Source organism: Polaromonas sp. P1_F8 (assembly GCF_056405635.1).
This window is the reverse complement of the sequence record NZ_JBFUBS010000003.1, coordinates 201233-216095: the sequence shown is the minus strand read 5'-3', so window position 1 is coordinate 216095 and position 14863 is coordinate 201233. Positions and strand designations below refer to the sequence as shown.

Below are 14863 nucleotides of genomic sequence, written 5' to 3'. Positions count from 1 at the left end.
TGGGGGACCCGGGGCTTTGGTGATCAGCAAGCGCCGCTGGCGCGATTACGCGCTGCGGCCGCTGTCCTGGAAATGCCCCGGGTCGATCCGGTATGCCTCTGGACTTCCTTCCCCGACAGACGCCCTGAGCTGGCGAGGATTTCCGCCTGTTCACACCGCAAGCTGTTGAGTGCGGCTATGGGGCCCATACTGAAGTTTTCCGCAAACTTGCGCTGAAAAGTGCGCCGGGACATATTGCACATATCCGCCATCTCGTCGACGGACCATTCATGATCAAGCCGGGCCTGCAACAACTCGATCAACTGGCGAAATGGTGCAACGGCCCGATCCTGAATCCTCAGGGCCTGGCTGTACTGGCGCTGATCGCCGTCCCTGCGTAAATAGACAAGCAGCCGCCGCGCAACACGCTGCGAGATGTCGGCGCCATGGTCGCGCTCGATAAGGGCCAGCGCGAGGTCGATACCGGCGGTAACACCCGCCGTGGTCCAGTACTTGCCGCTTTCGCAGTAGATCTTGTCGTCGTTAACCCTGAGGTCCGGGAAGTCCCGCTGCAATCTCTCGGCGGATCGCCAGTGGGTGGTGACCTCCCGGCCACTCAACAGCCCGGTGGCGGCGAGCAGGAAGGCCCCCGTGCAAACGCTGCAGGTTCTACGTGTGGCCTGGTCTCTTTCCCGCAGCCAGTTGACCAATTGAAGATCGGCACATGCCGCATGGATACCGCCACCGCCCGGCACCACCATCGCATCGATCGGCAAAGCCGCGGTACCCTCCAGATCATGGTCCACATGGATTTTCAGTGCACCATCGGCGCTCGTTACAGCGCCCTTTTGTGCCACGGTGATCAGGCGATACGCCGGAACGCCCACCTCTTCATTTGCCGTGGCAAATGCCTGCCACGGCCCGGCGAGGTCAATGGGCTGGAAGCCGTCAAACAAAAGAAATGCCACCCATTTTGGCGCACATTCGCCCGCTTTTGGCACTTGCCCTGCAGCACCTGGCCTTACCGTCAGCGTCTTAAGGAGGGTGTTCATGAAAGTTAATATTATTCTCTTCAATGCCTTGACACAACTTGATTTGACAGGGCCTTTTGAAGTCCTGGCACGTGTGCCGGGGGTGCATGTCGAGCTCGTAGGGAGGTCACTGGAGCCAGTCCGCTCGGACCGCGGCCTCATGTTGATACCCACCACGACCATCGCAAACGCACCGCCCTGCGACCTCCTGGTGGTGCCGGGGGGACCTGGAACCGACGACGCCATACTGGATGCCGAGTGGGTCAATTTCACCCGCCGGCAAGCAAAGTCGGCGAAGTACATCTTCGGCATCTGTACGGGCTCGCTGCTGCTCGGCGCCGCGGGCCTTCTCAAGGGCCGGCGAAGCACCTGCCACTGGCAGGCCATTGATTTTCTGCCGGCGTTCGGTGCCATCGTCACCAGAGAGCGCATGTGTGTGGACGGAAATATCTTCACTGCTGGCGGCGTGACATCCGGCATCGACATGGCCTTGAAAGTCGTCGCAACGCTGATGGGAGACGAAGCAGCCAAGCAAATCCAGCTCCAGATCGAATACGACCCCAAGCCGCCCTTTCCGGGTGGTACACCCTTTACATCGGAGCCGGCCATCATCGAGAAATGCCTGGCAGCGACTCAGGCGCGACGGGCCCTGCGGGCCTCGGCTGTCGGCCATGCGGCCCTTCGCATGCCAGCCTGAAAAGTACCGGTAACCCTGGAGAAACTTATGAGCAAGAAACTGTTTTCACTGGTTTTTTGGGCCTTGCTGGCATGCGGCATGGGCGCGCAGGCGCAAGGTGTTTACCCCTCGAAACCGGTGACATTGATTGTTCCCTACCCCGCAGGCGGTCCTATGGACAAGCTCGCGCGGGAGCTGGCCTTACCGCTGGAAAAGCAGTTAGGGCAATCCGTCATCATCCAGAACCTGTCAGGCGCCGGAGGCAACCTGGGCAGTACCATCGCCTTGCGTGCGACTGCCGACGGCTATACCCTGCTGTTGAACCACATCGGGATGGCGACAGCCCCTGCGCTATACCGCCGCCTCGGTTTCAACCCGGAAACAGATTTCGAACCTTTGGGCATCATGGCTGAATCGCCGCTGATGCTGGTGACGCGTCCACAGATAGCTACGGGCTCAGCGGTTGAGCTGGTGCGGTGGATAGCCACGCAACCACAGGTCAAGCTTGCCAACGGCGGCATTGGGTCGGCGTCACATCTGTGCGGCCTTCTCCTCCAGTCTTCGCTGGGCATCGGCATGACCACCGTTCCCTATCGTGGGACCGCTCCGGCGTTGGCGGATTTACTGGGGGGCCATGTAGACCTGATGTGCGATTTGACAGCCAATGTGCTCCCTCATGTATTTAACGGAAAAACCAGGCCCGTCGGCGTGACATCAGCCAAGCCGCTCAACGTTCCCGGTGCCTCGGCGATCCCGACGCTCGAGAAATTCGGGATTCCCTCCGTCCGGCTTGGCGTCTGGTACGGCTTGTATGCGCCGAAGAACACGCCTCAGGCGGTACAAACCAGAATCAACGCTGCTTTGCTGGGCGCAATCCAGACGGACGCATTCAAACGGGCACAGCTCGCTTCAGGAATCGATGTGGTTCGGGATGCGCGCAACACGCCCGCGGGTCATCGCGAATACTTGCGCAGCGAAATTGCACGCTGGACGCCGGTGATCAAGGCAGCAGGGGCGTACGCGGACTAGGGCTGGCCGGAAACGTAATCCATAACAACCGAAGAAAATCCAACATCTTCTCCCCCAACACCTTCATCGCCACATCCCGCCCCATCGCACCATCCCGCGGCCCACGGCATGCTGGCGGGCACCCGATCAGGTTGCGAATCAGCGTGCCGGCAATGGCGTAGGCCACCACCAGCAGCGGCATCGGCGGCGTCAGCTACCTGCGCAAGATGCCGGATGTCGTGTTGTTTCCCCAGATATGGAAGCTGCGCACGGATTTTCAGGAAATCCGTAAGAATAGTAGCCAGAGCCTTTGCAGGACGTGCGCAAGCAGCTACTATTTTTATAGCAAATACCATAACAAAGCGTTCCAGAAATCGCCATTTTCATTGTCGATCTACCATTGCAATGCATCATCCAGGATGACGCGAGTCGGGGGGGAAACCTCGAGCGCCGACTTTGCTTTAGGGTGATTCGATCCATGCTTGAACGCAATCCTGTCCCGTTGTGCCAGTCAAAATAGTCAGCGATACTTCGGCGGTCCGTTTCAATTCTTGACTGTATTTCACGATAGCTGCCCTTCCATCAGCAGACTTGTTCGTCTGTTGCCTTAAATACCTGCACCCATCTGATCCATGAATTTTTCGACGCTATCCAGGACCAAAAAGACTTTAGCGGCGCTTGCATTGCTTGTGTTTGCGCTCGCCTGTTTTTTTGCCAAGAACGATTTTGAATATTTCAAACACTACGTCTACGACTTTACGCACGAAGCGGATAGATATGCCGTGTTGGCGGATACGACAGGAAATACAACGGGAAATACAACGGGAGATGCGGCGGCAAGGGCTGTCGCCGAGTCAAAGACACTTGCCATTTTTACCGGTGATACCGGTCATATCACCAAGGGCAAGCTCCTGGATGCAAGCTACAAAAAAGAGTACGACCAGCTTCCTGAAAAACTCCACACCCTCAGTTTTGGTGAAACCATTTATTGCGCTACCTGCAAAGACGGCAAAGGCGAAAAGCAACGCGGGTACTCCGTGATTGAAACAAATACGCTGCAGGATCTGGAAAAGTATCAACCGAAGGTCGGCCAGGAAAACTGGAAAGCGTATTTAAAGCTCGCGATGAAAGGGGCTGTCGAATACCCCACCCTGCTGCCCGCCCTGCTTAATGACAACTACCTGATTTCAGCAGAAGACTTCAGCAGAAAATACGGCAGCGACTTCGATGCGTTTTATCTCAAGGAATTGCCGTACGGCGTCAAGGAAAAGCTTCTCGATTTCTATTCATCCGATGAAGGAGCGGCCTATCGGTTCGTGAATTCCGGAAATCTCAAATACTCAAGCCTGTTAAGGGAAGGCGATTTCAGCGGCCAGGACAAGAAAGAAATCGCCATTCTGCTCAAGGACACGCGGGAAGGACTGAACGATGCCTACCTCCTCCTGGTACTCCTCAGAAAGAACGATCCCTCCCTTCATCCGGAGTACTACATCGCATTTAACGAAGTTTTCCCAGGCAAGGTCATCATCGAAACTGTTTATAAAGACCCGGAAGAGCGGTGGGATCACAAGATTTTTATGAACACTGAAGAGAAAGTGGAAACCAGGTACAACAGCTTGAGAATTCTGCGGCCCGAACAGAGGGACGTTGTGCTGGTTTACGATGAAAAATTCGACAGGATGAGGAAGTACATACAAGTTCCAAAGTCCGAGAAAAACAAGATCCCGTGAATAAATAGCGACCGCATCCGAGCGTCCCCAAAACTTCACCCAGGCGTGACCGCGGTCCCGCGAATTTTTTCCCAGTCCGGGCGGAATTCCTTGCCGTCATGAAGCCCGGACCACAAATTGACGCACCGCCCGCGGTGAAAGCGCGTATCAACCGTGCAAGGCCTGCGCAAACAGCCGTCGTCCTATGGGCTCAATGCCCATCAAGGTAGGTTGGGCTTGCCCCGTAGAGCCAGGGCATATCCAGCAGCTTCTCACCCAACAGACGCATTGCGGTATCCCTGCCCCACCGTGACACCCCACTGGCGTGAAATATCTGCCCATTACGCAAAGCCCGCGCCTGCACGCGCGCATTGCGCTGCCAGCGGTTGAGCGCATAGCGCTGCATCATGGTGGGTACGTCAAACGCCGGATCCAGCGCCTGGGCCAAAACATGGCCTAGCTCGGCGGCGTCTTCGATCGCCATGCCGGCGCCTTGCGCGAGGTAAGGCCGCATCGGATGGGCGGCATCGCCCAATAAGGCCACACGGCCTACGGCGTGCTGATGGGCGCCTTGCATGGGCGGGCGGTCGTGCAGCACCCACAAGCGCCAGCCCCCGATGGCATCCAGTACTTCGCGCAGCGCGGCACAGCAGCCGGCCGTCGCCGCGCCCAGATCGGAGGTGTTGGCACTGTGGTCCCAGAGGTCGGCTTCGGCAGCGGCTTCACCCTGCACGATGGCCACCACATTGAGCCATTCACCGCCGCGCACCGGGTACTGCACCACGTGCATGCGCGGCCCCAGCCAGACCGTGATCTGCCGGCTCCTGAGCAATTCAGGTAGATCGGATTGCCGCACCAAGGCGCGGTAAGCCAGGTGGCCGGTGCGGCGTGGCAGACCGTCACCCAGCAGCTCCTGGCGCACTGTGCTCCAGATGCCGTCAGCACCTATGAGGGCGTCGCCTTCAATGCCAGGACCGTCGTCGGCCTGCACCGTGACGGCTTGCGCGGTCTGGCTGAAGGACTGCAGAGGCCGGCTCAGGTGCAGCCTTACGTCGGCATGCTGCTGCACGGCCTGCAGCAGCAGGCCGTGAAGGTCGGCGCGATGAATGGAGAGATAAGGCGCGCCATACCGCTGGACCATTGCCGCACCCAGGCCCAATTCACCCAGCTGCTTTCCGGACATCGCACTGCGTATCTGCAAGCGTTCCGGAAAGGCGGCCACGGCCTGCAGTGCATCAGCCAATCCCCAGCTGTGCAGTATCTTGACCACATTCGGGCCGAGCTGAATGCCGGCACCGACCTCACTGAACGCGCTTGCGCGTTCAAACAGGCGCACATCCCAGCCCGCGCGCGACACTGCCAGTGCAGCCGCGAGCCCTCCGATGCCGCCACCGGCTATCAGGGCTTGTCTGAACATCAAGCGAGCAACTGCCGCAGCACAAAAGGCAAGATGCCGCCGTTGCGGTAGTAATCCACCTCGATGGGCGTGTCGACACGCAGTATCACGGTCACTTCTTCACGCGAACCATCGGCGCGCGTGATGACCAGTTTGGCTTCGCTTTGCGGCTTGAGCTCAGGGTGCGGAATCACGTCAATGACTTCATTGCCGGTGAGCTTCAAGGTCTGCCACGAATCACCCGGCTTGAACTGCAGGGGCAGCACGCCCATGCCGACCAGGTTGCTGCGGTGGATGCGTTCAAAGCTGCGCGCCACCACGGCCTTGATGCCGAGCAGCTGCGTGCCTTTGGCGGCCCAGTCGCGCGACGAACCTGTGCCGTATTCCTCGCCGGCAAAGATCACGGTGGGCGTGCCTTGGTCCATGTACTTCATGGCGGCGTCGTAGATGAACATCTTTTCGTTGCCGGGCTGGAACAACGTGACGCCGCCTTCTTCGCGCGAGCCTTCCGCATCGGGCGGGATCATCAAATTCTTGATGCGCACATTGGCAAACGTGCCGCGCATCATCACGTCGTGGTTGCCGCGGCGCGCACCGTAGCTGTTGAAGTCGGCCTTCTGCACGCCGTTGGCCTGCAGCCAGAGGCCTGCCGGCGAGCTGGCCTTGATGGAGCCGGCCGGCGAGATGTGGTCGGTGGTGATGGAGTCGCCAAACAGCGCCATGATGCGCGCGCCCTTGACCGACACGCTGCCGGCCTCGCCCGCCTTCATGGTGAAGTCCTTGAAGAAAGGCGGCTCGGCGATGTAGGTGCTGGCCGGCCAGGTGTAAGACGTGCCTTTGACGCCCTTAATGTTTTCCCAGAGCTTGCCAGGCTCGGTCTTGACCTTGGCGTAATTGGCGCGAAAGGCCTTGCCGTTCATGGCGTACTTCATGAGCTTGTAGATTTCGTCGCTGGTCGGCCAGATGTCGCCCAGGTAGACGTCCTTGCCGCCCTTGCCTTTGCCGACGGGTTCGGTCATCAGGTCGCGCATCACCGTGCCGGCAATGGCGTAAGCCACCACCAGCGGCGGGCTGGCCAGAAAGTTGGCCTTGAGGTTGGGGTGGATTCGAGCCTCGAAGTTGCGGTTGCCCGACAGCACGGCCGCGCAGACCAGGTCGCTCTTGCTGATGGCCTCATTGAGTTCGGGCGTCAGGTCGCCGGCATTGCCGATGCAGGTGGTGCAACCGTAGCCGGCCAGTGCGAAGCCGAGCTTCTCCAGGTAAGGCAGCAGGCCGGTCTCGGTGAGGTACTCGGTCACGATGCGCGAGCCGGGCGCGAGCGAGGTCTTGATATGCGGCTGTACCTTCAGGCCCGCTTCCACCGCCTTCTTGGCCAGCAGGCCCGCGGCCAGCAGCACACTGGGATTGGAGGTGTTGGTGCAACTGGTGATGGCGGCGATCAGCACATCGCCGTTGCCTACCGTGATGCCGGGGGCGGAATGCACCACCTCGGTCTGTGCCTTGGCGGGCGCGTCGGTGGTGTTGCTGGCGCGTGCGTGCGCCAGCGTGGGGCGGTTGCCTTCCATCTCCATCACGGGGCGTGCGGCACCGGCCGGTGTGGGCGGTGCAGACGGCAGCGTGTCCAGCCGGCCTTCGTCGGTGCGGCGCACCAGGTGGCGGGTGTTGAGCATGCCGGCGGGCTGGTTAAAGCCGTTCTCGGCAATCGATTTGCTGAAGAGCGATTTGAACTGGCTTGCGACGTTGCCAAGCTCGATGCGGTCTTGCGGGCGCTTGGGGCCGGCCAGGCTGGGCGTGACGTCGCCCAGGTCGAGTTTGACCACGTGCGAATAATCAATCTCGCCGGCCTTGGCCACGCCGAAGAGGCCCTGCGCCTTGAAGTAGGCCTCGAAGGCTTCGATCTCTTCCTTGGTGCGGCCCGTGCCCTTGAAGTAGTCAATGGTTTTTTCGTCGACCGGGAAGAAGCCCATGGTGGCGCCGTATTCGGGCGCCATGTTGCCGATGGTGGCGCGGTCCGGCAGGGCCAGCGTGCGCGTGCCTTCGCCGAAAAATTCGACAAACTTGCCGACGACCTTTTCCTTGCGCAATTGCTCGGTCACACGCAGTACCAGATCGGTGGCGGTGACGCCTTCGCGCAGGCGGCCGGTCAGCTCAAAGCCGACCACGTCGGGCGTGAGGAAGTAGACCGGCTGGCCCAGCATGGCGGCTTCGGCCTCAATGCCGCCGCAGCCCCAGGCCACCACACCGATGCCGTTGATCATGGTGGTGTGGCTGTCGGTGCCCACCAGCGAGTCGGGGTAGTACACGCCATCCTTGCTTTTATGCACGCCGCGCGAGAGGTATTCAAGGTTGACCTGGTGCACGATGCCGAAGCCCGGCGGTACCACGCCAAAGGTGTCAAAAGCCTGCATGCCCCATTTCATGAACTCGTAGCGCTCGCGGTTGCGCTGGAACTCCAGCTTCATGTTGAGGTCCAGCGAATTTTTCTTGCCGTAGTAGTCGACCATGATGGAGTGGTCGACCACCAGGTCGACCGGTACCAGCGGCTCGATGGCTTTGGGGTTCTTGCCCAGCTTCAGCGCCACGCTGCGCATGGCGGCCAGGTCGGCCAAGAGCGGCACACCGGTGAAATCCTGCAGCACCACGCGCGAGACAACAAACGGGATTTCTTCGGTGCGCTCGGCCTGGGGCAGCCAGTGGGCCAGTTGCGCCACGTGTTCGGCCGTGACCTTTTTGCCGTCGCAATTGCGCAGCACCGACTCAAGCACGATGCGCATGGACACTGGCAGGCGGGAAACTTTGGGAAACTGTTTGGCGAGTTCCGGCAGGGAGTAGAACTTGCCGGTTTTGCCGGAGGCGGTCTTGAAGCTTTTGAGCGTGGAGGAAAAAGCGTGGGGAGGCGGTTTGGCCATGGCGGACTCCTTTTTATTGACGGCAGCCCCCATTCTGGCAGGCACTGCGGCCCCGTGGGAGTCCGGCGCCGCATACCCTGCCCCTCTACCGAGTCTTGTGCGTTCTCACCAGGCCGGCTGCGGCGCTGCGCGGCGCAAGCCGAAGTACTGCAGTTCGGCCAGCACCGCCACCGTCAGAGCCTGCATCACCACATAGGCCACACCCAGCATGGAGGGCGACACACGGCCGCTGGCCAGCATCAGCACGCAGGCCAGCGCCCAGCCGATATTGCCCGCCACCAGCGCCCAGATAACGCCACGCGGCAAAGGATTACGCGTTGAAACAAACGCAACGACTGCCGCATAGACCAGCAGGAACTCCCCGGTGTAGGCAATCAGCCCCTCGGGCAGGTTCAGCAAGCGGGCCATCGCAGCCGGAAAGGCGACCTGCAATACACCGCAAGCAATGCACGACAGCGCATCCACACGCAGCACATTGCGCAGGAAGTTGGGAGAGGAAAGGATGGAACTCGAAGACATGGCAAAACTCCTGAAAGTAGCAGCCGGTGATATTGATCAGCGCTCCGGGCCGCCGGTCGGTGCGCATGGAGGTCATCATTCCTGCGCAGCAGCGACCCGTCGATAACCTGGCAGGTAATGGAAAACTGCTCACATAGCTTTACGATGTGACCATGACCGCCAGCACCCACCACCCCAGCCGCCCCGCGCAGCGCAGTGCGCCCCAGCCTTTTGGCGACCACCTGCGCCACTGGCGGCAGCACCGGCGCCTGAGCCAGCTGGACCTGGCCCAGGAGGCGGACATTTCGACACGCCATTTGAGTTTTGTGGAAACGGGGCGCTCGGTGCCCAGCCGCGAGATGGTGCTGCGCCTTTCAGAACGGCTGGACATCCCGCTGCGCGAGCGCAATGCGCTGCTGGTGGCGGCCGGCTACGCACCCATGTACCGCGAACGGCCGCTGAATGACCCCGCGCTGGATTCGGCCCGCCAGGCGGTGGAGCTGCTGCTCAAAAGCCATGAGCCCTACCCGGCGCTGGCGGTGGACCGGCACTGGAACCTCGTGGCTGCCAACCGCATGGTGCCGCACCTGATGGAGGGCGCCGATGCCTCGCTGCTGCAGGGGCCAGTGAATGTGTTGCGCCTGAGCCTGCATCCTTTGGGCCTGGCGCCGCGCATCGCCAACCTGCTGCAGTGGCGCGCGCATATATTTGAACGGCTGCGCCAACAGGTCGCGGCCACCGCCGACGCGGTGCTGGCGGCCTTGCTCGAGGAACTCAAGGCCTACCCGGTGCCTGACGAAGCGAAAAACGAACACCTCGAAGGCGAGCACCCGGGCGTGGTCATGCCTTTCCTGTTCAAGACACCCGCCGGCATGCTGAGCTTCATCAGCACGACCACCATCTTCGGCTCACCAGTGGATGTGACGCTGCAGGAGCTGGCGATGGAGACCTTTTTCCCGGCGGATGATTTCACGCGCCAGGCGCTGCACGCGCTGGCGGCGCAGAGCTAGAGCCCACGCGCCCGGGCTTTAAAGCTCGACGATGGTCTTGAAGCCGCCAAAAATCATCCGCTTGCCATCGAATGGCAGATTCTTCGGATCCATCATGGCCTCCAGGCGTGGGTCGGACATGACCTTTTTGTTGACGCTGTCGCGCTGCTTGCGTGACTTGTAGGTGATCCACGAGAACACCACCACCTCGCCGGCCTTGAGCTTGACGCTTTGCGGAAAGGACGTGACCTTGCCGGGTTTCACGTCGTCGGCGATGCACTCGGTGTATTCGATCGCGCCGTACTCCTTCCAGATCTTGCCGGCCTTGCGGGACAGCTTGCGGTAGTCCTCCACTTTCTTGGCGGGGACGGCAACAATGAATCCATCTACGTAACGGGCCATGGGAAATCTCCTTGGGTAAGCGGTTGTCACCTGAAACGCTGCAACAACCGATCAAGCTGCCGGCGTGCAAGTGCACAACCATTAATTTGTGTACACCGTACACAATATACCCAAAGACCTGTGTAAGACGCCTTAAAGATTCGTAACAAGGCATGTACTGGTCGAGCCATGCCCCTTTGCGCGGGGCGTGCCGGGTAAACGTCCGCCTCCAGCTGGGTTCATCGCATCCGTAGAAGTAGGAAAAATGCTATTAATTTAATAGCTGCTTGCGCCCGTTCTTATTGGGCTACGGCCACTATTTGCTTAAATTCCCGGGAACCGGCACGCAGGCCGGTCTATCCGAACACATGGGCCTGGCCAGCCACCGTGATGCGGACCATGGCGCCCGGCGCCGGGACATGCAGGCCGGAGCTGCGCACCAGCAGCGGCGCGTCCCACGCAGCAAGCTCCGTCGCCGCGGGTGTTTCTTCTGCCGTGCCCAGTCCAGCGCCGCGCACCAGGCGCACCGACAGCACGCAGACCGGACCGCCAAAATCGCTGTCGATGACCGCGCCGTAGCACGCGGCGGCATCCGCACTGTGCGCGGCCGCCTGCGCCGGGACTTCAGCCACCTGCAGTTGCTCTGGCCGCAGCATGATCTGCGCCGCACCACTGCGCTGGCCGTCGTTGACCGCGATTCGCCCCAGCGCGCAGTCGGCCCAGCCGCCCGCCAGCTGCGCGGGCAGCACGATGGCTTCGCCCAGGAAGCCGGCCACCGCGGCATCACGGGGCCGCAGATAAAGATCCACCGGGCGGCCAGCCTGCACCAGCTGTCCTTCACGCATCACGGCCACCTGGTCGGCAAATGACAGGGCTTCCGCCTGGTCGTGCGTGACCAGGATGGTGGTGATGCCGGCACCGCTGAGCAATTGCGCGACGGCCTTGCGGGTGCTGGCGCGCAGGCCCGTGTCCAGGGCGGAAAAAGGCTCGTCGAGCAACATCAGCTGCGGGCGCTGGGCCAGCGCGCGGGCCAGCGCCACGCGCTGCTGCTGGCCGCCAGACAACTCATGCGGGCGACGGCTGAGCATGGCGATGTCGAGCGCGACCATGTCCATCAGTTCGGCAATGCGTTCAGCGCGCCGGGGCGTATTGCGCGGCAGGCCAAAGCCGACATTGCCCTCAATCGTCAGGTGCGGAAACAGCGCGCCGTCCTGCGGCACAAAACCGATGCCGCGCTGGTGTGCCGGCACGGCTTCCGGCCCGTCTGCCAGCTGCCGCCCACCCAGCACGACGCGGCCGGCGTCGGGCACTTCGAAGCCGGCAATGATGCGCAGCAAGGTGGTTTTACCGGAACCCGACGGACCCACGATGGCGGTGCGGCTGCCGGCCGGCACGTGCAAGTGAACGCCGCACAGTGCTTCCACGGGACCATAGTGTTTGCGCAGGCCGTTCAGTTCAAGAGAAGTTGTCATCGTCCCGCCGTGCGTTTGGATTGGGTATAGAGCAGCCAGGTCATGGGCAGCGACAGCAGCATCATGATGAGCGCATAGGGCGCGGCGGCGGCGTAGTCGATCTCGCTGCTGTAGGCCCAAAAGGAAGTTGCCAGGGTACGCGTGCCGTTGGGCGCGAGCATCAGCGTGGCGGTGAGCTCATTGGTAATGCCCAGGCCCACCAGGGCCGCGCCGGCCGCTGCGCTGGGCGCAGCCAACCGCAGGGTGATGGCCCACAGCGCCTGCGCGGGCGTGCGGCCCAGGCTGCGCGCGGCCTGCTCCAGCTCCACCGGGGCCTGCGCAATGCCGGCGCGCAGGCTGATGAGGGCGCGCGGCAAAAACATCAGCAGATAGGCCAGCAGCACCGTGATTGCCGTCTGGTAAATCGGCAGGCGCACCGTCACCGTGACGAGGGCCAGCGCCACCACCACACCGGGCAGCGAACCGACCATGTAGTTGCAGGCCTCCAGCACACGCTGCAGCCGGCCCGGTGAGCGTATCGACAGCCAGGCCATGGGCACGGCAGCCAGTGTGGTCAGCAACGCACCGGCCAGCGCCAGCCCCAGGGTCTGGAAAATCGCCGGGCCGATTTCATCCACGCGCCATACGGCAGCCCCGCCGGCCACCAGCCAGCGGCCCAGGGTAACCAGCGGCACGCCCAGCGCCAGAGCGGTGACCAGCGCGGGCAGCAGCAGGCACAAGCCAGCAAAGCGGCCCAGCTTGCGTTTGAAAGGCATGCGCGCCGCGCCGGAACCTACGCGCGCATAACGTTCCTTGCCGCGCGCGACCGACTCCAGGCCCAGCAACGCGAAGCAGCACACCACCAGCACGCCGGAAAGCATGTTGGCCGCAGGCCCGTTGTAGGTCGACTGGAACTGGTCGACGATGGCCGTGGTGAAGGTGTCGAAGCGGATCATCACGTAAAGACCGTACTCGGCCAGCAAGTGGAGTCCCACCAGCAGCGAGCCGCCGCATACCGCCAGCCGCAGCTGCGGCAGCACCACGCGGAAAAACACCGCCAAAGGGCTCAAGCCCAGCGAGGCGGCGCTGTCTTCCATACCCGGATCCAGCCGCCGCAAGGCTGCGGCCACAGGCAAATACAAAAATGGAAAGTAAGCGATCACCGAAACCATCACGCCGGCGGGCAAGCCGTGCAGGCCGGGGGCGACCGTCATCCAGGCATAGCTGTGCACAAAAGCCGGCACGGCCAGCGGCGCGACGGCCAGCCAGGCCCAGGTGCGTGCACCGGGCAGGTCGCTACGCTCAGTGAGCCAGGCCAGGGCCACGGCCAGCACGGCGCATAACGGCACTGTCAGCGCCACCAGCAACGCAGTGTTGACGAGCAGTTCACCCACACGGGGCCGGAAGATCAACGCAAAGGCCGTGTCCCAACCCGCCTGGATGCCGACCCAGATGACAAAACCCAACGGCAACAAAGCCAGCAACGAGACCAGCAGGGCCGCGCTACCCACCCACGACAGGCGCCAGCCGCCGCGCCCGGCCGCAGGCAAAGGCCGCAGAGCCACACTCGCCGGCTTCAGGGAGTCGGCGCCGACATCAAAGGGCAAGGCACTCAAGGCAGGTGTCAGATCCGCGGACCTGAAATGGTTGGAAGCGATTGGAGGTGGTTTACAGCAGGCCGGCCTGGGTCATCAGGTCGGTGACTTTTTTGCTGTTGAGTTTGGAAGGCTCCACCTTGGGCGCCTGCAGCTCAGCCAAAGGTACCAGTTTGGGGTTGGAGGCCGCGCCCGTGCCCACGGCGTACTCATACGCGTCGCCGGTTTTCAGGATGTCCTGTCCGCCTTTGCCGGCGATCCACTTCACGAAGGCCTGGGCTTCGGGCTGGTGCTTGCTCGAGGCCAGCACGCCGCCACCGGAAATGCTCACAAAAGCGCCAGGGTCCTGGTTGCGGAAGTAATGCAGCTGGGCGTTGTTGCTGTTCTCGCCGGTCTTGGCCTGGTCGCCGTAGTAGTAATAGTGGTAAATCACGCCGCCTTCGATCTGGCCGGCATTGACGGCCTTGAGCACCGTGCCGTTGCCTTTGTAAGGCGTGGCGTTTTCCTTCATGGCCTTGAGCCAGGCGGCGGTGGCGGCCTCACCTTTGAGCTCGAGCAATGCGCTCACGATGGCCTGGAAGTCGGCGCCGGAAGGCGATGCGGCCCAGCGGCCCTTCCAGGCGGGCGTGGCCAGGTCCAGCATGGACTTGGGCAACTGCGCCGGCGTGAGCTTGGCCTTGTTGTAGACAAACACCGTGCTGCGCGCGGCGATGCCCGTCCAGCGGCCGTGCGCGGGGCGGAAGTTGGCAGGCACTTCAGACAGCGTGGCCGCGTCCAGCGGAGCGAACAGCCCTGCCGTGTCGACCAGCGCCATGGCGGGCGAATTCTCGGTCAGGAACACGTCTGCGGGCGAGGCTTTGCCTTCCTGCACGATCTGGTTGCCCAGCTCGGTGTCGCTGCCGTTGCGCAGGGTGACCTTGATGCCGGTTTCCTTGCTGAAGGCTTCAGCCCAGGCCTTGGTCAGGCTGACATGCTGGGCGTTGTAGACCACGATGCCTTCGGCGGTGGGCGTGACGGTTTGGGCGGTGGAGGCCAGAGGCGCGGCCAGCAGGCCGACGGCCAGCACGGCGCCGGCAAAAGAGGGGAACGACAGTTTCATGAAACACCTTTTAGAGATGAAAGCGGCCCGGTTCGCCCGAACTGGGCCGGGCGCGAAGGCCTTGAAGCCCTTGGGCGTCTGTAAGCAAGCCGTAATACAAATACGAATTACTTGCATCTATCTATATGGTAACCGCTCGCGC

At 62.0% G+C, this 14863-nt stretch carries 12 protein-coding genes and 1 pseudogene; 5 read left to right on the top strand and 8 right to left on the bottom strand.

The window, feature by feature from the left end; genetic code table 11:
* Positions 1-23 precede the first annotated feature (23 nt).
* Positions 24-947, bottom strand: a complete 924-nt coding sequence (locus AC1D1J_RS12785) for a GlxA family transcriptional regulator (RefSeq protein WP_477687974.1) — start codon at positions 945-947, stop codon at positions 24-26.
* A gap of 82 nt (positions 948-1029) precedes the next feature.
* Between AC1D1J_RS12785 and AC1D1J_RS12780 the strand changes: the two genes are divergently transcribed.
* The 4 genes and pseudogenes from AC1D1J_RS12780 (at position 1030) to AC1D1J_RS12765 (ending at position 4424) form a co-directional block, all read left to right on the top strand.
* Complete coding sequence (locus AC1D1J_RS12780) at positions 1030-1707, top strand: DJ-1/PfpI family protein (RefSeq protein ID WP_477687962.1); 678 nt, start codon at positions 1030-1032, stop codon at positions 1705-1707.
* A 27-nt stretch (positions 1708-1734) separates the two neighbouring features.
* Complete coding sequence (locus AC1D1J_RS12775) at positions 1735-2715, top strand: tripartite tricarboxylate transporter substrate-binding protein (RefSeq protein WP_477687963.1); 981 nt, start codon at positions 1735-1737, stop codon at positions 2713-2715.
* Positions 2716-2885: 170 nt separating this feature from the next.
* Positions 2886-2969, top strand: a pseudogene (locus AC1D1J_RS12770) (tryptophan 2,3-dioxygenase); the annotation flags it as partial.
* Between the two features lie 357 nt (positions 2970-3326).
* Entirely contained in the window at positions 3327-4424 is a 1098-nt protein-coding gene (locus tag AC1D1J_RS12765; protein ID WP_477687964.1) for a hypothetical protein, read from the top strand.
* Between the two features lie 190 nt (positions 4425-4614).
* Here AC1D1J_RS12765 and AC1D1J_RS12760 read toward each other — a convergent pair whose 3' ends face one another.
* The 3 genes from AC1D1J_RS12760 to AC1D1J_RS12750 form a co-directional block, all read right to left on the bottom strand.
* Positions 4615-5820, bottom strand: a complete 1206-nt coding sequence (locus AC1D1J_RS12760; RefSeq protein ID WP_477687965.1) for an FAD-dependent monooxygenase — start codon at positions 5818-5820, stop codon at positions 4615-4617.
* Positions 5820-8708 carry an aconitate hydratase gene (locus AC1D1J_RS12755; RefSeq protein ID WP_477687966.1) on the bottom strand — a complete coding sequence of 963 codons (2889 nt, stop codon included), beginning with the start codon at positions 8706-8708 and terminating at the stop codon, positions 5820-5822. The genes AC1D1J_RS12760 and AC1D1J_RS12755 overlap by 1 nt, the downstream gene beginning before the upstream one ends.
* Positions 8709-8813: 105 nt before the next feature.
* Positions 8814-9227, bottom strand: coding sequence for a hypothetical protein (locus AC1D1J_RS12750; protein WP_477687967.1), 414 nt, complete (start codon positions 9225-9227; stop codon positions 8814-8816).
* Between the two features lie 152 nt (positions 9228-9379).
* On the opposite strand from AC1D1J_RS12750, the gene AC1D1J_RS12745 reads away from it, so the two are divergent.
* On the top strand, positions 9380-10216 hold the full coding sequence (locus tag AC1D1J_RS12745; protein ID WP_477687975.1) for a helix-turn-helix domain-containing protein: 837 nt from the start codon (positions 9380-9382) through the stop codon (positions 10214-10216).
* 18 nt (positions 10217-10234) lie between these two features.
* Here the strand turns inward: AC1D1J_RS12745 and AC1D1J_RS12740 are convergent, their stop codons facing one another.
* From AC1D1J_RS12740 to AC1D1J_RS12725, 4 genes are all read right to left on the bottom strand, one after another.
* Positions 10235-10597 carry a DUF1428 domain-containing protein gene (locus AC1D1J_RS12740; protein ID WP_457279322.1) on the bottom strand — a complete coding sequence of 121 codons (363 nt, stop codon included), beginning with the start codon at positions 10595-10597 and terminating at the stop codon, positions 10235-10237.
* Positions 10598-10932: 335 nt separating this feature from the next.
* Positions 10933-12048, bottom strand: a complete 1116-nt coding sequence (locus tag AC1D1J_RS12735) for an ABC transporter ATP-binding protein (RefSeq protein ID WP_477694869.1) — start codon at positions 12046-12048, stop codon at positions 10933-10935.
* Complete coding sequence (locus tag AC1D1J_RS12730; protein WP_477694868.1) at positions 12045-13643, bottom strand: ABC transporter permease; 1599 nt, start codon at positions 13641-13643, stop codon at positions 12045-12047. The genes AC1D1J_RS12735 and AC1D1J_RS12730 overlap by 4 nt, the downstream gene beginning before the upstream one ends.
* A gap of 52 nt (positions 13644-13695) precedes the next feature.
* Positions 13696-14721 carry an iron ABC transporter substrate-binding protein gene (locus tag AC1D1J_RS12725; protein ID WP_477688109.1) on the bottom strand — a complete coding sequence of 342 codons (1026 nt, stop codon included), beginning with the start codon at positions 14719-14721 and terminating at the stop codon, positions 13696-13698.
* Positions 14722-14863 lie beyond the last annotated feature (142 nt).

Coding starts and splice junctions, on each gene's coding strand:
- AC1D1J_RS12735 (WP_477694869.1), bottom strand. CDS start 12,048: ATGACAACTTCTCTTGAACTGAACGGCCTGCGCAAACACTATGGTCCC.
- AC1D1J_RS12775 (WP_477687963.1), top strand. CDS start 1,735: ATGAGCAAGAAACTGTTTTCACTGGTTTTTTGGGCCTTGCTGGCATGC.
- AC1D1J_RS12780 (WP_477687962.1), top strand. CDS start 1,030: ATGAAAGTTAATATTATTCTCTTCAATGCCTTGACACAACTTGATTTG.
- AC1D1J_RS12725 (WP_477688109.1), bottom strand. CDS start 14,721: ATGAAACTGTCGTTCCCCTCTTTTGCCGGCGCCGTGCTGGCCGTCGGC.
- AC1D1J_RS12755 (WP_477687966.1), bottom strand. CDS start 8,708: ATGGCCAAACCGCCTCCCCACGCTTTTTCCTCCACGCTCAAAAGCTTC.
- AC1D1J_RS12745 (WP_477687975.1), top strand. CDS start 9,380: ATGACCGCCAGCACCCACCACCCCAGCCGCCCCGCGCAGCGCAGTGCG.
- AC1D1J_RS12765 (WP_477687964.1), top strand. CDS start 3,327: ATGAATTTTTCGACGCTATCCAGGACCAAAAAGACTTTAGCGGCGCTT.
- AC1D1J_RS12760 (WP_477687965.1), bottom strand. CDS start 5,820: ATGTTCAGACAAGCCCTGATAGCCGGTGGCGGCATCGGAGGGCTCGCG.
- AC1D1J_RS12750 (WP_477687967.1), bottom strand. CDS start 9,227: ATGTCTTCGAGTTCCATCCTTTCCTCTCCCAACTTCCTGCGCAATGTG.
- AC1D1J_RS12740 (WP_457279322.1), bottom strand. CDS start 10,597: ATGGCCCGTTACGTAGATGGATTCATTGTTGCCGTCCCCGCCAAGAAA.